General features: G+C 35.4%; 21 protein-coding genes and 1 riboswitch. Of the genes, 16 read left to right on the top strand and 5 right to left on the bottom strand.

Annotated elements, in window-relative coordinates; genetic code table 11:
• Positions 1-77: 77 nt before the first annotated feature.
• From RCG17_RS27650 to RCG17_RS27620, 7 genes are all read left to right on the top strand, one after another.
• Positions 78-1103: a Delta(5) desaturase DesA gene (locus RCG17_RS27650; RefSeq protein ID WP_308173199.1), complete on the top strand. Its 1026-nt coding sequence runs from the start codon at positions 78-80 to the stop codon at positions 1101-1103.
• A 114-nt stretch (positions 1104-1217) separates the two neighbouring features.
• Positions 1218-2357 carry a sensor histidine kinase gene (locus tag RCG17_RS27645; RefSeq protein ID WP_308173198.1) on the top strand — a complete coding sequence of 380 codons (1140 nt, stop codon included), beginning with the start codon at positions 1218-1220 and terminating at the stop codon, positions 2355-2357.
• Entirely contained in the window at positions 2354-2953 is a 600-nt protein-coding gene (locus RCG17_RS27640) for a response regulator (protein ID WP_308173197.1), read from the top strand. Before RCG17_RS27645 ends, RCG17_RS27640 begins: the two co-directional genes overlap by 4 nt.
• A gap of 201 nt (positions 2954-3154) precedes the next feature.
• A complete protein-coding gene (locus RCG17_RS27635) occupies positions 3155-3928 on the top strand; it encodes a M15 family metallopeptidase (protein ID WP_308173196.1) in 774 nt (257 codons plus the stop codon).
• 312 nt (positions 3929-4240) lie between these two features.
• The gene (locus tag RCG17_RS27630) at positions 4241-4669 is read left to right on the top strand and encodes a rubrerythrin family protein (protein ID WP_308173195.1); all 429 of its coding nucleotides are present in this window, start codon (positions 4241-4243) and stop codon (positions 4667-4669) included.
• 72 nt (positions 4670-4741) lie between these two features.
• Positions 4742-5338, top strand: coding sequence for a DUF3501 family protein (locus RCG17_RS27625; RefSeq protein ID WP_308173194.1), 597 nt, complete (start codon positions 4742-4744; stop codon positions 5336-5338).
• Positions 5339-5510: 172 nt separating this feature from the next.
• Positions 5511-6107, top strand: coding sequence for a class I SAM-dependent methyltransferase (locus RCG17_RS27620; protein ID WP_308173193.1), 597 nt, complete (start codon positions 5511-5513; stop codon positions 6105-6107).
• Between the two features lie 48 nt (positions 6108-6155).
• On the opposite strand, the gene RCG17_RS27615 is transcribed toward RCG17_RS27620, so the two are convergent.
• Positions 6156-6290 (bottom strand): hypothetical protein, encoded by a 135-nt coding sequence (locus RCG17_RS27615; RefSeq protein WP_308173192.1) that lies wholly within the window; start codon positions 6288-6290, stop codon positions 6156-6158.
• A gap of 274 nt (positions 6291-6564) precedes the next feature.
• On the opposite strand from RCG17_RS27615, the gene RCG17_RS27610 reads away from it, so the two are divergent.
• The 5 genes from RCG17_RS27610 to RCG17_RS27590 all read left to right on the top strand — a co-directional run bounded on the left by RCG17_RS27610 (position 6565) and on the right by RCG17_RS27590 (position 9518).
• A complete protein-coding gene (locus tag RCG17_RS27610; RefSeq protein WP_308173191.1) occupies positions 6565-7293 on the top strand; it encodes a polysaccharide deacetylase family protein in 729 nt (242 codons plus the stop codon).
• A 37-nt stretch (positions 7294-7330) separates the two neighbouring features.
• Complete coding sequence (locus RCG17_RS27605; protein ID WP_308173190.1) at positions 7331-7966, top strand: NUDIX hydrolase; 636 nt, start codon at positions 7331-7333, stop codon at positions 7964-7966.
• 56 nt (positions 7967-8022) lie between these two features.
• Complete coding sequence (locus RCG17_RS27600; RefSeq protein WP_308173189.1) at positions 8023-8508, top strand: nitroreductase family protein; 486 nt, start codon at positions 8023-8025, stop codon at positions 8506-8508.
• 158 nt (positions 8509-8666) lie between these two features.
• Positions 8667-8819, top strand: a complete 153-nt coding sequence (locus tag RCG17_RS27595; protein WP_308173188.1) for a hypothetical protein — start codon at positions 8667-8669, stop codon at positions 8817-8819.
• Positions 8820-8900: 81 nt separating this feature from the next.
• A complete protein-coding gene (locus tag RCG17_RS27590) occupies positions 8901-9518 on the top strand; it encodes a GntR family transcriptional regulator (RefSeq protein WP_308173187.1) in 618 nt (205 codons plus the stop codon).
• Positions 9519-9566: 48 nt separating this feature from the next.
• Here RCG17_RS27590 and RCG17_RS27585 read toward each other — a convergent pair whose 3' ends face one another.
• Complete coding sequence (locus tag RCG17_RS27585) at positions 9567-11129, bottom strand: ABC transporter permease/substrate-binding protein (protein ID WP_308173186.1); 1563 nt, start codon at positions 11127-11129, stop codon at positions 9567-9569.
• The gene (locus RCG17_RS27580) at positions 11129-12250 is read right to left on the bottom strand and encodes an ABC transporter ATP-binding protein (protein ID WP_374120882.1); all 1122 of its coding nucleotides are present in this window, start codon (positions 12248-12250) and stop codon (positions 11129-11131) included. Before RCG17_RS27580 ends, RCG17_RS27585 begins: the two co-directional genes overlap by 1 nt.
• Positions 12251-12518: 268 nt before the next feature.
• On the opposite strand from RCG17_RS27580, the gene RCG17_RS27575 reads away from it, so the two are divergent.
• The 3 genes from RCG17_RS27575 (at position 12519) to RCG17_RS27565 (ending at position 13575) form a co-directional block, all read left to right on the top strand.
• Positions 12519-12746, top strand: a complete 228-nt coding sequence (locus RCG17_RS27575) for a M50 family metallopeptidase (protein ID WP_308173184.1) — start codon at positions 12519-12521, stop codon at positions 12744-12746.
• Positions 12721-13236 carry a M50 family metallopeptidase gene (locus tag RCG17_RS27570; protein ID WP_308173183.1) on the top strand — a complete coding sequence of 172 codons (516 nt, stop codon included), beginning with the start codon at positions 12721-12723 and terminating at the stop codon, positions 13234-13236. Before RCG17_RS27575 ends, RCG17_RS27570 begins: the two co-directional genes overlap by 26 nt.
• 78 nt (positions 13237-13314) lie before the next feature.
• Positions 13315-13575: a hypothetical protein gene (locus RCG17_RS27565; RefSeq protein ID WP_308173182.1), complete on the top strand. Its 261-nt coding sequence runs from the start codon at positions 13315-13317 to the stop codon at positions 13573-13575.
• Between the two features lie 47 nt (positions 13576-13622).
• Here the strand turns inward: RCG17_RS27565 and RCG17_RS27560 are convergent, their stop codons facing one another.
• On the bottom strand, positions 13623-14933 hold the full coding sequence (locus RCG17_RS27560; protein WP_308173181.1) for a nucleobase:cation symporter-2 family protein: 1311 nt from the start codon (positions 14931-14933) through the stop codon (positions 13623-13625).
• Complete coding sequence (locus tag RCG17_RS27555; RefSeq protein ID WP_308173180.1) at positions 14933-15526, bottom strand: xanthine phosphoribosyltransferase; 594 nt, start codon at positions 15524-15526, stop codon at positions 14933-14935. The genes RCG17_RS27560 and RCG17_RS27555 overlap by 1 nt, the downstream gene beginning before the upstream one ends.
• A 126-nt stretch (positions 15527-15652) precedes the next feature.
• Positions 15653-15754: riboswitch (purine riboswitch) on the bottom strand.
• 207 nt (positions 15755-15961) lie between these two features.
• Here RCG17_RS27555 and RCG17_RS27550 point away from each other — a divergent pair.
• Positions 15962-16942: an NAD(P)H-dependent flavin oxidoreductase gene (locus RCG17_RS27550; protein ID WP_308173179.1), complete on the top strand. Its 981-nt coding sequence runs from the start codon at positions 15962-15964 to the stop codon at positions 16940-16942.
• The last annotated feature ends 109 nt before the right edge of the window (positions 16943-17051 follow it).

The raw sequence follows: 17051 nt of genomic DNA, 5'->3' as shown, positions 1-17051 counted from the left end.
TGATAACTGCTACTTTCAAGGTCGTTTCCTGTTCTATATAATTCAAAATAACGTTATAAAGAAAGGAATTTATAAAAATGACCTTAAAACATTTACGAAATCAAATTGCTATTTATGAAAAATCAACAACAAAAGATAGTGTTTGGCAGCTCATTAACACAATTATTCCGTTTATTTTGTTATGGTTTCTTGCCTATCGATCATTATCTATTTCTTATATCATTACATTTATTTTTAGCGTGGCTGCAGCAGGTTTTTTAGTACGTATATTCATTATCTTTCATGATTGCTGTCACCATTCCTTCTTTAAAAATCGACTTGCCAATAAAATTATTGGAACCATTACGGGTGTATTGACCTTGTTTCCGTATGAACAATGGGCCCATGAACATTCTGTCCATCATGCAACGAGTAGTAATCTAGACAAACGAGGTGTTGGTGACCTTTGGATGCTAACAGTACAAGAATATCGGGCATCCTCTCCTGGGGTAAAACTTGGCTACAGATTATATCGTAATCCGTTCATCATGTTTGTACTGGGTCCCATTTATCAATTTTTGCTTAAAAACCGTTTTAATCGAAAAGCTGCCAGGAAAAAGGAACGAATCAACACTTATTTAACTAATTTATTGATTATTTTGGTATCCAGCCTACTATGTTTGGCAATTGGATGGAAAGCATTTTTGTTAGTAGAGGGTCCAATTTTTCTGCTTTCTGGATCTGCAGGTATCTGGCTTTTTTATGTACAACACACATTTGAGGATTCATATTTTGAAGGAAATAAGGATTGGGATTATGTTAAAGCAGCAGTAGAGGGAAGTTCTTTTTATAAATTACCAAAACTATTACAATGGCTAACAGGGAATATTGGATATCATCATGTGCACCATTTAAGTCCAAGGATTCCAAATTATTCTCTTGAAAGTGCACATAATCAGACAAAGGTATTACAAAATGTACCAACTATTACACTTTCAGAAAGCATTAGCTGTTTACGTTACCACCTTTGGGATGGGGAAATGAAAAAGTTTGTCGGGTTTAACCAGGTCAAGGCAATTCCTAAAAAATCAATTGCAGTTAAAATGAAGCCTGAACTAAAATAGAAACTCTAGTTATTAATGACTCCTCTATTACAATTTGTAAAGGGAGTCATTCTTTTTGGGACAATATGATAAAATAATGGTAATTGTGTAACTAAATTAAAAGAGGAAATTATTATGTTTAAAAAGTATTGGATGTTATTGAAGGGGACAGGAGTTTCTCCTTATATTTGGACTGTTTTGGCGATTTTGCCATTTTATTTTATTTCACAATCTCCTTCTACAATCTTCATTATCATAGGAGTTGTGTTAACCCTTTTATTCTTTCTTTTTTTTCGGTTTGCCTTTATTTCAAAAAGGTGGACGATTTATTTATGGACTTCAATCCTAATTGGTATTTCTGCTGTTTCCACAATTATGTTTAGTTATGTTTATTTTGCTTTTTTCCTAGCCTATTTGATCGGAAATATAAAAGGGAAAATAACATTTGTTATCCTTTATTTTCTCCATCTAGTGATTACAGTAGCGGCCATTAATTATAAAATTATTCTTCGAGAACCCCTGTTTATTAAACAAGTACCCTTTGTTTTAATTATTTTTATAAGTATCATCCTTTTGCCGTTCAGTCTTCGTTTCCGTAAAGAAAGAGGCCAACTTGAAGAAAAGCTGGAAGATGCAAATAAAAGGATCGCTGAACTAGTAAAACAAGAGGAACGTCAAAGAATCGCTCGCGACTTGCATGATACGTTAGGGCAGAAGTTATCCCTGATCGGATTAAAAAGTGACCTTGCAAGGAAATTAGTTTATAAAGACCCTGAGAAAGCAAAAACTGAATTAAAAGATGTTCAGCAAACAGCACGAACAGCATTAAATGAAGTAAGAAAAATGGTTGCTGATATGCGTGGTATTCGTTTAAAGGATGAATTAATACGGGTTAAACAGTTGCTGGCTGCTGCCCAAATTGACTTTATTTGTAATCAGGAGTTCCCACTAAATAACGTTTCTCTCTTAACAGAGAATATCCTCAGTATGTGCCTAAAAGAAGCAGTTACAAATGTGGTTAAACATAGTGGTGCCACTACATGTTGTGTTAGCTTCGAACAAACTCCGAGTGAAACCATTATAAAAGTTCAGGATAACGGGAGGAGAACAAATATTAAAGAAGAAGACCTTAACAAGGGGAGTGGGTTAAAGGGCATGAGGGAAAGATTGGAATTTGTAAACGGTAGTTTAGAAATTATCACTTCGGAGGGAACGAGTTTATATATCAAAGTACCAAATACAGTAAAGTTGGGTATTGAGGAGGAAACAAAATGATACGAATTGTCATTGCAGAGGACCAAAGGATGCTTTTGGGTGCACTGGGTTCACTCCTAAATTTGGAAGAAGATATGGATGTAGTTGGTCAAGCAACTAATGGGGAAGATGTTCTAACTTTGGTCCAGAAATTCCAACCAGATGTTTGCATTATGGATATTGAAATGCCTGGTAAAAGTGGTCTTGAAGCTGCAGAGGAATTAAAGGGGAAAAACTGTAAGGTCATGATTCTAACTACATTTGCCAGAACTGGTTATTTTCAACGAGCTTTAAAAGCTGGAGTAAGTGGTTATTTACTCAAGGATAGCCCCAGTGAGGAGCTTGCAAACTCGATCCGCAGCGTGATGGCTGGGAGGAGAGTTTTTGCCCCAGAGCTAATGGACGATGTTTATAGCGAAGAAAATCCATTAACCGAGCGTGAGATGGACGTTCTTGGTTTAGTTGCAAATGGAAAAAACACGAAAGAAATTGCTAACCAGCTTTGTATTACCATTGGTACAGTTCGTAATTATATTTCAACCATAATGGATAAACTGGGAGTCTCTAACCGGATTGAAGCCATTACACATTCAAAGGAAAAAGGCTGGTTTAAATAAGGATAGCTATTCTAATTCCTTTTCCGTAATGGAGAGGGATCTGCCTTTAAATATAGGTTTACATAATAAAATTATGTTAAAATAGACCTCTATTTTTAAATACTGAAAACAATGTTGTTTTTTGCCAAATAAAGGATTAAAATGACGAGAAGAGTGTAATGTTTCCAACAAACCTAGAATAAATCATAAAGGAAGATCATGATGTCAAGAAAATTACCTGTTACTTCTTTTTGTCTTTTACTAACTTTTATTTTGACAGCCTGCAGTGATATCAAACATCCCACAGAGAGTAATCTCGTTAACCACAAGCCAAAGGCAATAGCGTTGTCGGAAAGATCAACCATAAATAAAAACCAAGCAAATACTTCAAATAATATAGACATTCAAGTTGTGGCTAAACCGAATGCAATTGCGGTTTTGGTTAATAAACAAAACAAGCTCCCAGATTCCTATATCCCAAAAGATCTTGTATATACAAAAATTCCATTTATCGTTGCAGAATCAGAGAGGACTGAATTGCGCAAGGAAGCAGCTGATGCAATTGAAAAGCTATTTTTAGGGGCAAAGGAGCAGGGTATTCATTTATTAGCTGTTTCAGCATACAGATCACATATTTCTCAGATAGCTTTGTTTAACTCATACGTTAAAAGAGATGGATATGAAAAAGCAAGAACATACAGTGCACTTCCAGGAACAAGTGAGCATGAAACGGGTTTATCCATAGACGTTACCGAGGGAGATGGCAGATGTTCCGCTTCTGACTGTTTTGGTTATACGAAAGAGGCTAAATGGCTTCAAGAACATGCTGCCGAATACGGATATATTATCCGCTATCCAAATGGTAAAGAATCCATAACCGGTTATAAATATGAACCATGGCATCTTCGTTACGTGGGAAAAGCAATTGCAAAAGAAATAACAGACCGTGGTATTTCGCTTGAAGAATATTATGGAGTTGTCCCTGTAAACCGATAATGATTAAGGAAAGATTTCCAAAATTAAAAAGGATAACAGTGACAATTATGTGAATTTTAATAGTTTTATGATTAAGGTGTTGAGCACCATTTTTGACCAAATTCATCACACACGATAAAATAATAATAGTTACTACATTGGAATAAGAAGTATTTATTGCTAGAAATCATACATAAGATTAGGATCTATTCCAATTTGGTAGATTTAATTCTCGTAAAAATACTCATTCCAGATACGTTGTAACAGATTTAAAGCATGGTGGTTGTAACCATATGGACCATTAAATCTTTTTGAATTGGAGGCATTTTAATTATGGCAAATTTAACAGGATCAAAAACTGCAGAAAACTTAAAAGCTGCATTTGCTGGAGAGTCTCAGGCAAATCGCCGCTACCTTTTCTTTGCTGAAAAAGCAGACATCGAAGGAGCAGAGGAAGTAGCAAGCCTTTTCCGTAACATTGCAAACGGCGAAACAAAACACGCATTTGGCCATTTTGAAACATTAAGAAACAATGGTGAAGGTGATCCCGCTACTGGTCTTCCAGTAGGAAGTGTTAAAGAAATGCTTGCATCTGCAATCGCTGGTGAAACATATGAGTACACCGAAATGTACCCTGGTTTTGCTGCAACTGCTCGTGAAGAAGGATTCCCTGAAGTAGGCGAGTGGATGGAAGTAATGGCTAAAGCAGAGCGCGTCCATGCACAACGTTTCCAAAAATTACTTGATTCATTAGAAGACTAATCCTTCAAGCCGTCCCTAAAACTATATTTGGGGGCGGTTCGTTTACTTTAATCAAAAAAAGGAGGAAGTCGAATGAATGGTATTATTACAAGGCAGGATTTAATTCCATTAAATACATATCGCCAAGGGCGAGATGAATATGTCAAAAAAATGATTGCATATAAAAATAAACGCCGAATTAAAGTGGGACCAAACGTTTCATTATTATTTGAAAATCGAAATACGGTCCTATTTCAAATTCAGGAATTAGTGAATAGTGAAGACTTAACAGACCCAAATGAATTGGATGAATACATTAGTATATACGCTGGGATGCTCCCTGATGAAAATGAGTTATCCGCAACCCTTTTCATTGAATTAGATAATCAGGAAAAGCTTGCTGTTCTGTTAAAGAAGCTAAAAGGCATTGAGCACCATTTAACTTTATTTGTTGGCGATGAACCAATTCAAGCTGTCTTTGAAGAAGTTCATGATGATCGCGAATTTACAACAAGTGTCCATTATTTGAAATTTCCATTAACTGCTTCTGCAAAAAACATCCTTTTGAACGGTCCTCTTGAAGATTTAAGCTTAACAATTAGTTTAGACCATCCAAATTTGACTGAAAAAGTAAGGCTTTCACCAAAAACAGTTGAAAGTCTGCAAAAGGATTTAGCTTTTTGGGTATAAACGTTATTTAAAAGAAAGCCAATTATGATAAGATCAAGTGTAAGACACGTTCATTTTCGTGCTTCCCTTGATCTTTTTCGTTTAAAAAGATTTTTATCATTGCTGAATTTAAAAACACAGAAAATTAGTTAAAAATACATAACCATAAAGATATTTTTTGGAGTTGAACAAAGTGAGCAGGTTATTTTCAACATGGTACGATACTTTCATGGTCCCATTGGAAAAGAGAAGCTTTAAAAAAATAAGAATCAATTTATTATCGAAAGCCAGCGGAAAAGTTCTTGAATTGGGTTCAGGAACTGGGATAAACTTCCCTTTGTATCACTCTTTAGAAAGTGTCACGGCGATTGAACCAAGTGCATACATGATTGAGAGGTCATTACAAAAGAAACAGAAATCAATGATTCCGATCGAAATTGTTCATGCCAGCGCAGAAAAACTTCCATTTTCGGACAATACTTTTGATACAGTTGTTGGAACTTTGGTTTTTTGTACAATCCCAAATGTCGAAAAAGCAATTGAGGAAATGAAAAGAGTATGTAAACCAGAGGGAAAGATTCTTCTTTTTGAACATGTACGAATGGAGAATTCTAAATTAGCACACTTACAGGATTGGTTAACTCCATTTTGGAAAAAAATATGTGATGGATGCTGCTTAAATCGTAATACAGTCCAAGTATTAAAAGAAAACGGGTTGGAAATATTGCAATTGGAAACCTACTTTAAAGATCTTTTTGTTGTTGCTGAATTAATCAAACGAGACAGCTAGCAATAAGATAGAGACCATGTTTCACACACGGTCTCTTTTTAGTTGTGATCACTTACTTTTATTTTGGAGATCTTTTTTCGTTATTTCACTTCGAATACTTGTTTCCCTTGAGAACTCAGCTTCATGCTTCTTATTGTTGGGATATTTATTCATTCGCTCTCGATTATCATTTCTATTAGTCATCTTATACCTCCTTTCAAACCTACGATCTTATTTTGTTCAAGAGGATTCTTTTTATAAATGATATTTCCTTGTCTTCATTTAACAGGCTGGAGTCTATTTGTTTTAAACCAATAAATCAGTATGTTACAATTTAAATAATGAAATTGTTGGAAACTAAATATAATATTATTGGATCATAAAAATTGAATAAGTCTTTTAACAAAGGGATGAGAATGGACTGATTAAGGAACAATAAAGGAAAATCTTTCAATCACTATTAAGGGCTGTGATATTAATGAAAAAGGTTTTCCTGTTATTGTTACTCCTAATTTTTGGTGTTTCCTCACATGGAGCTGCAGAGCAAAAAGTTTCAATTCTCCTTTATCATTCAATTGATGAGTTTACTGGTCACGGATTAAAAGGATTGTATGTTACACCTGAGAATTTTGAAAAACAAATGACTTATCTAAAGGAGCATGGTTTTACTTTACTTACCTTTGAACAGTGGCAGGAACGGGAAAAAGTGAACAAGCCTATTTTTATTACTTTTGACGATGGTTATAAAAACAATTTGAAAGCGTATGCCATTTTTCAAAAATTAAAAACTCCAAACTTTCAGCCAAAAGCAACGATCTTTGCTATTTCTGATTTTGTTGGTCGTCCTAATCGGTTAACTACTGTGGAGTTAAAAGCTCTAGCTGATTCAGGAATTTTTTCCATACAATCACATACGGCTACACATCCAGATTTGACAAAACCGACAACCAATTATGAATACCAATTTAAAGATTCTAAAGAAAAGATAGAAAGAATGACTGGGAAACCAGTTTTTGTTCTGTCATATCCATTTGGTAAGTTTAATGAGCGAGCACTTGAAGAAGCGAAGAAATATTATCAATATGGGTTAACAGATAACCCTTTGGTCCACACGGAGAACGGGAAAACAAATAAAAATTATCTTATCCCAAGACAATATATTTTTTACTCTACAACGCTTGAAGAATTTGCTCGAATTGTAGAGTAGAATAGGTGAAGAAGAAGGGAAGGGAATTGGGGGAAGCATGAAGTTGAATAACGTTATAAGCAAACTGAAAAATAGAACACCTTCCATTTTGGGGAAGGAGAATTTTGCAAAATATGCTATTCTATTGCCTCTTGTTCGAAAAGAAGATGAAGTACATGTTTTATTTGAAGTGCGTTCACTTGAACTCCGAAGACAGCCAGGAGAAATCTGCTTTCCTGGAGGTAGAATTGATTTAAATGACAAAGATGAAAAAAGTGCAGCAATTCGTGAAACAACAGAAGAATTAGGTATTGAGAATGGGGAAATCTCAGGAGTTTTCCCGTTAGATGTTCTGTTGTCTCCTTTTGGAATGATTTTGTATCCATATGCAGGTTTTATTGATCATTTTGAAAATATTCATCCAAATCCATCTGAGGTAGGTGAAATCTTTACAGTTCCATTATCGTTTTTTTTGGAAAATGAACCTCAAATTTTTTACGTTGACCTAAAACCTGAGCCACAAAAAAACTTTCCGCTTCATTTAATTGTTGGAGGAGCAAAGTATCGCTGGCAGAAAAAACAAATGGATGAATTTTTCTATCTTTATGAGAATAGAGTTATTTGGGGATTGACTGCAAAGATCCTGGCCCATTTCGTTGAAATACTTCGAGAGGAAGGTATAAATAATATCTAAACAAAAATTTTTATAAAAAAGTTGTCACTCACTCTAACATCAGGAGGATAAAATAATTGGACATTTTAGATGTCATCACAACGCGCAGAAACATAAAAAAATTTAAAACTGATCCCATTGATCCATCTCTAATTAAGCGATGGTTACAGGCTGCAGCAATGGCTCCCAATCATCGCATGACACAGCCCTGGGAAGTATTTACAATTGGTCCTGAAACAAGAGTTAATTTAAATCATAAAACAAACTTTGGAAATGCACCATTTGTGATGGTGGTGTTGTCCAAGCATGGTAAAACAGCAGTGGAAACTGAGGAAAATGCTCTTGCAACAGCATGCTTTATTCAGAATTTCAATTTGGCAGCATGGGCGGAAGGAATTGGAACATTTTGGTCATCCATCAGTATTTCAGACAAAAACCGTGAAATTCTTGGAGTTCCCGAGGACTACGATGTTATTGGTACATTAGCAGTTGGCATTCCCGATGAAATCCCTGAGCCTAAACCAAGAGAGCCAATCGAAAACAAACTTAAACAACTCCCTTAAAAAAAGCCCTGCTTAACTATTGTTAAAGCAGGGCTTTTTAATTCAAAAAATCATTATTCGTAATTTTATTTTAATGATAAAATAAAATCATGTAAGACAGTTTATATTTGGGATAAGGGCAAAATATAAACAACAAACAATAGAAGTGAGTTGATTTTATGCTCAAGAAGAAATTTAGTGAACGGAAAAAAGAGGGGCGTTTAAAGTCTGCTTCTAAAGAAATTGGCGGAGAAATTTTAGGTGAGATAGCTGAAGGAATTTTATCGCTTATTTTTCGTGGAATCGTACGAGTATTAAAGCATCTTTTTTAGTAAAAGAATTTTTTCAAGCTTCTATTTTTGAGTGAATGAATCATTGATGACAAACTTTTTTAGAAAGTGTGGAGGTTAGTCGTGCAAAAAGCACAAATTCCAACCTACGAAAAAATAGCAATCGACCTGGCCAATCGAATAAACGATGGCCACTATAAAGTGGGTGAGAAAATTCATGGGAGATCTACCTTGGCAAGTGAATACAAGGTATCTCCAGAAACCGTTAGACGAGCAATTAAAATCCTAGAGGATGTCGAAATTGTCCAATCTACAAAAGGCAGTGGAATTATCATATCTTCAAAGGAGAATGCTTTTAAATACATAAATCGTTTTTCAAATATAGCCAGTGTAAAAGACTTGGAAAAACAAATGAACTCTTTAATGACTGAAAGGGAAAAGCTGGACGACCAAATCGCTGAGACATTGAATAAGATCATGGATTATGCTGTTAAGCTTCGTCATACCAATCCATTGGCCCCAATAGAGGTTGAAGTACTTCCAGAATGTAAACATATTGGCAAGACAATTTCAGATTTGAATTTTTGGCAAAATACTGGAGGAACCGTAATCGGAATGAAAAGAAACGGGGCAATGGTCATATCTCCAGGGCCATATGCACTTATATTAGAAGGGGATATTCTTTTAATTATTGGCGATGAACAAACTTATGAACGGGTGATCCACTTTTTAACGGAATAGAAAAAGAGCTGGTGTATATTGACCAGCTCTCTATTCATTAAAAGGAAATTATTTTATTAAACCTTCGTTTTTCAGAAAATCTTTTGCTACTTTTGCAGGTGATTGTTTTAAGCTATCAACCTTGTAATTAAGCTCCCTCATTTTTTCATCCGTTAGTTTTCCAGCAAGGGAATTGATTACTTTTTTAAGTTCAGGATGTTCTTTTAACGTTTCTTTTTTGATTAGCGGTACCGCATAATAAGGAGGGAAAAAGTGCTTGTCGTCCTTTAAGACTTTTAGATTAAAGGCTTCTAGTAAACCATCTGTAGAAAAGGCATCAATAACATCACTTTTTTGATTATTTAAAGCCGTATACCGTAAACCGCCATCAACGGCCTTTACATCTTTGAATTGCATTTGATAGGCTTTGGAAAGTCCAATTAATCCGTCTTTCCGATTTGGAAATTCTATGGTTGGTCCCAGAATCATTTGATTACTCACTTTTGCAAGGTCAGAAAGTGTATTCAATCCATATTGTTTAGCAGTATCTTGTCGAACCGCCAATGCATAGGTATTGTTGAAACCAAGTGGTTTTAATAACTCGATACCATATTTTTGATTAAAGTCCTTTTGCACCGTTTGATAGACATGATCTGGATTCTTGTCTGGATCTTTTTTAAGAATATCTACCAATCCAGTTCCAGTATAATCAACATACATATCAATATTTCCGTTTTTTAAAGCACTGAAGGCTACCTGTGTCCCTCCAAGATTCAATTTCCTTTCAACGTCAAGATCTGTTTTATCCTCGATAAGATCTGCAAGCATATTTCCTAGAATCAACTGTTCACTAAAGTTTTTTGAACCGATGACAATCTTGTCCTTTGCTTCAGCCCTTGAATAAAATGTAATGACACCTGCAATAACCAGAATTAAACACCCAAAAGAAAGGAGTACCCTTTTTGCTTTTTTATGGGAAGATTTCGAATGAGAAGTTCGGCGTTTATTTGTGTATGAAAGCGAAGATTCAAGCTTTCCAACGATGAAGTCAATTAGCAATGCCAGAATACAAGCAGGAATGGCACCGGCCAAAATCATATTATTGTCAACTGTTTGCACACCTGAGAAAACCAGGTATCCAAGCCCGCCTGCACCTACAAATGCAGCGATCGTCATTAATCCAACAGCTGTTACGGCTGATATTCTAATCCCGGCCATGATCATGGGGAAGGCCAGTGGCAGCTGTACTTTTTTCATCGTTTGACTTTTGGTTAGACCGATTCCTTTGGCTGCTTCAAGAATTTCGGGATCAATGTTCGTCAATCCAGTATACGTATTTTTCACGATTGGAAGTAGTGAATAGAGGAAAACCATAACGATCGCCGGAGTACTTCCGATCCCGATAAATGGAATGAGAAATCCTAATAAAGCTAAACTTGGAATCGCTTGAATAACATTTGTGACCCCAATGATCGGTTTTGAGAGTTTTGGCTCTTTTGATATAAGGATTCCTAGTGGAACTCCAAGAATAATGGCTATCAAAACAGCAAAGACACTCAAATAAAGATGTTGTCCTAGTAAACTTAAAATTTGATTATAGTTGGCAGTTAAATAATGAAAAAATACGCTCATTAAAATGCCACCTCCATTTCAATTAATTGACTGCTTAAGGCAGAAAGAATACTGCTCCTTGTAATAAGCCCAAGTAATTGATTGGAATTATTAACCACAGGTACATAACCGATTTTGTGGTCATTCATCGTCTTTAATACACTTATTAAATCTGTGTCCTGCGAAATAGAAAGAACTTCCTGCTCCATGATATCTTCAATAATGGCATTACGATTATGCAATTGAATGCCTTTTAGAGTGACTAAGCCGATCAGGGCATTTTGTTTATCTGTGACCATTAGGCTGTCAACTTTGTTTTCTTTCATAATTTCAATGGCTTGGAGCACATTACGTTTTGTTGTAATTTTAACAGGGTTTTGAATCATAATATCTTCAGCTTTTAAAATTTCTGGATTATTCCAAATTCTTCTTTTTCCAATAAAATTTTCAACAAAGTCATTTGTTGGATTTTTTAAGATATTCTCTGGCGTATCATACTGAAGTAGATCTCCGTCTTTTAGTAAACAAATTTTATCTGCAATCTTAATTGCCTCATCCATATCATGAGTGACGAAAATAATCGTTTTATTAAGTTCTTTTTGCATTTGGTATAACTCTTCTTGAAGGGCACTCCTGGTGACAGGGTCTAATGCACTAAATGGTTCATCCATCAAGATAATATCTGAGTTTGTTGAGAAAGCACGTGCAACCCCGACTCTTTGCTGCTGACCTCCGCTTAGCTCTTTTGGATAACGCTGCAAATATTCCTCTGTTAATCCAACCATTTTCAGCAATTCTACCGTTTTCTTTTCAATCAGATCCATACTTTCCCCTTTAAGCTTGGGAATGAGCTCTAAATTTTCTTTAATTGTCATATGAGGGAAAAGTCCGGTATTTTGGATTACATAACCGATGTTTCTTCTTAATTCGATGGGGTTCATTTTTGAGATGTCCGTACCATTAAGGAAAATCTTACCTGAAGTAGGCTGGGTTAAACGATTAATCATTTTTAATAATGTTGTTTTACCGCATCCACTTGGTCCGATAAATACAACAAGCTGACCATCTTCAATATCTAATGAAAAATTACGAATAATTGTCTTGGTCCGATATTTCTTTACGATATTTTGAAATTGTATCAAGGTCATTCCTCCTTCTAAATTATGAAACTATCAATACTTACAACTTAATGCTAACACACAAGTTGTTACTTTGTCCAATCAGCTACATAATTTGGAAAAAATGAACTAAAAGAAATTTTTGTTGAATCCATCTTCTGATATAAAAAATAGTAAAAAAGAAGTGCACCTTAAAGAATTAAAGGTGACAAACTGCATAAAAATTGACAATGTAGATATAAAGAATATAAATTAATTGATAAATACGAATATTCAAAAAGAGGGATATTATTTGAAACGGATAAAGAGTAAATTTAGTAGAAGATTTTTTCTTTTTATCTTCATTGCCTTTCTTTTGGTCCAACTTCCTATTGTGGGAGATTATGTTAGGGTATTGAATACAGTCATTCATGAATCAGGGCATGCTGTAATTGCTTTATTTGGTGGACATATAGAGAAGATTGCATTACTTAGTAATTCAGAGGGAATCACATATGGTCCAGGAATCAGGGAAGATTGAAGGGATAATTTGCAGTATGGCGGGCTATATTTGTTCTTCTTTCATGGGGTTTATTTCCTTTTGGCTGATCCGAAGGAAAAAATATACACTTTTGATTGATATTCTCCTTGGTATTCTTTTTTTAAACTTGATTTTATGGGTTAGGAACGCTTTTGGGTTGATTTGGATCGTAAGTTTTGCTTTCGGTTTTCTGCTATTATTGATCAAAGGGAAACAAACTATCATTAATCATTTTCTTCTTTTACTTGCATCGATTTTGCTTGTTGACTCAATTAAAAGTGCCATTGAAATTTTCGAAATGAGTATCATACATCCAAAGTTTGCTGGTGATGCTGCTAATCTATCTACTTTAACTTCATTTATTCCTACACAAGCTTGGGGAGTATTCTTTTTAGTTCAGGCATTTTTGTTTCCAATTATAAGCTTAAAGAAGGGGCTTTTTAGAATCGAGGGGATTAAATATTCACAAAAAAAAGAAGATGTCCATTAAATTTCACAATTATTCTAATAAATTCATTCCAAAATAAGATATGATTAATTTAACTTAGATTTTGGGAGGTGCATTTATTTGTTTAAATTAGAAATTTATAACGCAGACACCCAAGAAATGATTAGAGAAAAAACGTATAAGAAAGCGGACCTGATTGAATGGTTTATCGATAGTGCATTATCGGGGAAGGAATGTGTCCTATTTGATGATCAATTGAGAACGCTAAAAGGAACCTATGTTAACCATGTGGTAACGTATAATGGAATGACAAAAGTATACAAAATTTATTTCAATTATAGATTGTCTGAAATACAAGCAAGAATTGCAAAATTAGTTTAAGGATAAAAAAGACAGACGTTACTAAATGCGACGTCTGTCTTTTTATACTAGGCTACGCTTTGGTCTCTATTTGTTGAAACTGATTTTTGTTTCACTGGTTTTCCAATACTAAACACAAGGTTCAAGAAAATAGCTGTTAAACTGCCAGCAACAATCCCGCTATTAGAAAGAATCTTAACGGTTTCTGGGAGATGTGCGAATAAATTAGGCACGGTTGTTACTCCAAGTCCCATTCCAACAGAACAAGCAATAATTAATAGATTCTCTTGAGAAGTAAAATCCACTCTGCTTAGCATTTTAATCCCTGCGGCAATCACCATTCCAAACATGGCAACCATGGCGCCGCCTAGGACAGAAGTAGGAATAATGGTAGTAAGTGCAGCAATTTTAGGAATAAAGCCAAGGATTACCAAAATTGTTCCGGCCGTATAAATAACATTTTTTTCTTTAACACCTGAAAGCTGAACTAAACCGACGTTTTGTGAATAAGTCGTATACGGGAAAGAATTGAATAAACCTCCAAGAATACTAGCTAGTCCTTCTGCACGATATCCTTTAACTAAATCTTTTTCTGAAAGTTTTTTTCCAGTTATATCTGCTAGTGCAAAATAAACTCCGGACGATTCAACAAGACTGACAATAGCAACTAGAGTCATAGTAATAATCGGTGCTAGTTCAAAGGTTGGAGTGGCAAAAAAGAAAGGCTTAGGCATTTGCAGCCAAGAAGCATCAGCTACAGCTGATAAATTTACTTTTCCCATAAAAGAAGCAACAATCGTACCGACGATTAGTCCTAATAAAATGGCAATGGAACGAATAAAGCCTTTAAAGAAACGGTAAAGCACAATAATAAATAAAAGTGTTCCAAAAGCAAGTGCAAGATTCGTTACAGATCCAAAATCCTTGCTGCCTTGACCACCGGCAACGTTATTCATTGCAACCGGGATAAGGGTAATTCCGATAATGGTAACAACAGAGCCTGTAACAACAGGCGGGAAGAACTTAACGAGTTTCCCAAAGAAACTTGCGATCAGGATTACAATGATTCCTGACATGATAATAGACCCGTAGATTGCGGAAAGTCCATACTGACCACCAATCGCAATGATAGGTCCAACAGCCGTAAAGGTACAGCCTAGAACAATCGGAAGTCCAATTCCAAAAAAGCGGTTTTGCCAAACTTGTAAAATTGTCGCAATTCCACTTGTTAGAATATCGATAGAAACTAAATACGTTAATTGCGTTCCAGTTAATTTGAGGGCACCTCCAATGATAAGAGGAACAATCACAGCCCCGGCATACATGGCCAATACATGCTGAATTCCTAAAGAACCGACTTTTAATGGATTTTGTTTCATCAGACTAACTCCTTCACTGTTTCATTTATAAATTGAACCTCTCCATTTGAAAGGGAAGCAATTCTTGCTAATGATTCTACTCTTAAACCAAGCTCTTTTAATTTCTTGGCTCCATCTTGGAAGGACTTTTCAATGACAATTCCTATTCCTGCAACTTTTGCATTAGCTTTTTCAACCATTTCCACTAAAGCAAGGGCAGCTTGGCCGTTCGCCAGAAAATCATCAATAATAAGAACCTGATCATTTTCACAAACATATTTTTTTGAAATAGATACTTCATTTGTTTCATTTTTCGTAAATGAATGAACAGTTGCACTCAAGAGGTCATCAATAAGGGTTAGGGATTTTCTTTTTCGGGCAAATACAACCGGAACATTCATGTGAAGGCCAGCCATTACAGCAGGAGCAATACCGGATGATTCAATCGTCACGATTTTCGTAATCCCTTCATCCGAAAACCTTGCTGCAAATTCCTTACCAATCTCATTCATTAATGCCGGATCAATTTGGTGATTTAGAAAGGAATCTACTTTTAAAACATTTTCGGATAAAACTTTCCCTTCTAAACAAATCTTAGATTCTAGTAACTTCATTTTATATATTTCCCCCTATAAAAAATAAAAACCCAAAGACCATTGTTCACGAAATGAGTGAGACAATGACCTTTGGGTTTTGTGTACCGAAAGGAATTAGGAAAATGAAGGCAATTGAAAAAGCCTGGTTTCCTATGACCCACTCATAGTCGGATTGTTTTCGGTAATCCGGTAGAAACTTGCGAGCCATATCCTCGCGATTATATGAGCGTTTATGAATTTATCTAAATTATAACATTCAAAATGGTAAAATCAATATTTTTTTCTTTAACCACGAATAATATAATTAATAATTAATTAAATGTTCGTGTTATGACCATTGAAACATGTTTTATAGTCTTGACGTAAGAAAGGAACATGATTGAATAATACCTTACTTTTAAGTAAGATAAAACTAAACAGTTTATTCGAAAAATTCAAACGGGTGGTGCCATAATGAAAGTCCTAGAAAATTGGTGGAATCAGCTTACACTGCCGATTATTGCGGCCCCGATGTTCTTAGTCTCTGGTATTGAGTTAGTGAGAAGTTGCTGTTTGAATGGGATCATTGGATCTTTTCCTGCTCCGAATGCACGTTCCATAGAGATACTTGAAGAATGGATGGGGAGTCTGAATAAAGAATTAGCTGAAATGAAATCCAAGGATCCTCGTCGAAAAATTGCACCCTGGGCAATGAACATGGTTGTTCATCGTACATACAAGAGACTACAGGATGAACTCTCTTTAATCAAAAAGTATAAGCCCCAATTAGTCATTACCTCCTTAGGAAGCCCGAAGGCTGTGGTTGAAGTTGTTCATGAATATGGTGGACTTGTCTTTTCTGATGTTAGCGATGTGAGATTTGCTAAAAAAGCAGCAGATTCCGGTGCGGATGGTCTTATTCTGGTTGCTAGCGGAGCTGGCGGTCATGCAGGGCAGGTAAATGGTTTTGCGCTTATTGACATGGTAAGGTCATTTTGGGAAGGGATTATTGTGCTTGCAGGTGGTATTTCTACAGGAAATGGGGTATTGGCAGCTCAAGCTGCTGGTGCAGATTTTGCTTATATGGGCACACGTTTTATAGCAGCAAAAGAAAGTATGGCAAGAGACGAATACCGCCAAATGGTGATAAAATCTTCGTATGAAGACCTTATTTTGACGGATGCTTTTACAGGAGTAAATGCGAATATGCTTAAACCGAGTATAATTTCAGCCGGATTGGACCCTGAAAAATTGGTAAAAAAGGACAGTATAGAGTTTGAACATATGAAATCCGATTCAAATAAAAAGGCTTGGAAGGATATATGGTCTGCCGGGCATGGTGTCGGGGTCATTCAGAAAATTGAAACAGCAGAAGAGATCATTAACGGCTTAATTATTGAGTATCAAGAAGCATTAGAGAAATTAAACACCAAAACCTTTAAACATAAGCAGTAGAAAATGAATGATTCCAATTGTCAAAGAGATGCTTTTATTAATCGGCATCTCTTTTTTATATGTATTATAAATTAATCTAATAAAGGGGAAAATTTAACTGAAAAAAATT

Source organism: Neobacillus sp. PS3-12, assembly GCF_030915385.1.
GTDB lineage: Bacteria > Bacillota > Bacilli > Bacillales > Cytobacillaceae > JAEVLT01.
The sequence above is the reverse complement of the archived record's forward strand: the minus strand, read 5'-3'. Positions and strand labels throughout refer to the sequence as shown.

Excerpts from the sequence above, each read along its gene's own strand:
- RCG17_RS27650 (WP_308173199.1), top strand. The coding sequence starts at position 78 with ATGACCTTAAAACATTTACGAAATCAAATTGCTATTTATGAAAAATCA.
- RCG17_RS27610 (WP_308173191.1), top strand. The coding sequence starts at position 6,565 with ATGAAAAAGGTTTTCCTGTTATTGTTACTCCTAATTTTTGGTGTTTCC.
- RCG17_RS27645 (WP_308173198.1), top strand. The coding sequence starts at position 1,218 with ATGTTTAAAAAGTATTGGATGTTATTGAAGGGGACAGGAGTTTCTCCT.
- RCG17_RS27635 (WP_308173196.1), top strand. The coding sequence starts at position 3,155 with ATGTCAAGAAAATTACCTGTTACTTCTTTTTGTCTTTTACTAACTTTT.
- RCG17_RS27560 (WP_308173181.1), bottom strand. The coding sequence starts at position 14,933 with ATGAAACAAAATCCATTAAAAGTCGGTTCTTTAGGAATTCAGCATGTA.
- RCG17_RS27585 (WP_308173186.1), bottom strand. The coding sequence starts at position 11,129 with ATGAGCGTATTTTTTCATTATTTAACTGCCAACTATAATCAAATTTTA.
- RCG17_RS27615 (WP_308173192.1), bottom strand. The coding sequence starts at position 6,290 with ATGACTAATAGAAATGATAATCGAGAGCGAATGAATAAATATCCCAAC.
- RCG17_RS27595 (WP_308173188.1), top strand. The coding sequence starts at position 8,667 with ATGCTCAAGAAGAAATTTAGTGAACGGAAAAAAGAGGGGCGTTTAAAG.
- RCG17_RS27625 (WP_308173194.1), top strand. The coding sequence starts at position 4,742 with ATGAATGGTATTATTACAAGGCAGGATTTAATTCCATTAAATACATAT.
- RCG17_RS27605 (WP_308173190.1), top strand. The coding sequence starts at position 7,331 with ATGAAGTTGAATAACGTTATAAGCAAACTGAAAAATAGAACACCTTCC.
- RCG17_RS27640 (WP_308173197.1), top strand. The coding sequence starts at position 2,354 with ATGATACGAATTGTCATTGCAGAGGACCAAAGGATGCTTTTGGGTGCA.
- RCG17_RS27550 (WP_308173179.1), top strand. The coding sequence starts at position 15,962 with ATGAAAGTCCTAGAAAATTGGTGGAATCAGCTTACACTGCCGATTATT.
- RCG17_RS27570 (WP_308173183.1), top strand. The coding sequence starts at position 12,721 with ATGGTCCAGGAATCAGGGAAGATTGAAGGGATAATTTGCAGTATGGCG.
- RCG17_RS27630 (WP_308173195.1), top strand. The coding sequence starts at position 4,241 with ATGGCAAATTTAACAGGATCAAAAACTGCAGAAAACTTAAAAGCTGCA.
- RCG17_RS27555 (WP_308173180.1), bottom strand. The coding sequence starts at position 15,526 with ATGAAGTTACTAGAATCTAAGATTTGTTTAGAAGGGAAAGTTTTATCC.